The sequence below is a fragment of the Pseudomonas sp. BJa3 genome (genome assembly GCF_026343815.1).
In the GTDB taxonomy this organism is placed as follows: domain Bacteria; phylum Pseudomonadota; class Gammaproteobacteria; order Pseudomonadales; family Pseudomonadaceae; genus Aquipseudomonas; species Aquipseudomonas soli.
The window spans coordinates 1-260 of record NZ_JAOXMC010000316.1; the positions used below are offsets into that span (position 1 = coordinate 1).

Annotated in this window: 1 pseudogene; it reads right to left on the minus strand. The window is 61.9% G+C overall.

Annotation, left to right across the window (positions count from 1 at the left end):
- Positions 1-260: pseudogene (gene uvrD / locus OH705_RS27855) on the minus strand (DNA helicase II); the annotation flags it as partial.

Below are 260 nucleotides of genomic sequence, written 5' to 3' on the forward strand. Positions count from 1 at the left end.
AACGTTGTCCACCCGGGCCTGGCCCTTCTCGCCCTTTTCTTCCTGGTGGTAGTTGATCAGGCGGGACTGTTCTATGACTGTATGTCTGATCAGGTGCATCGGCATGTCGAGCACCTTGGAGGCGAGGTTCTCGAGCAGCTCGATGAAGGGGCCCAGCGCACTGGCGGCGCGGCCCTTGAGTGCCTTGGCGGCCAGCAGATGGCACATGGCGTCCCAGATCGACAGCTGGCTGTTACGGGCGTTTTCGCGGATGGCCTCGA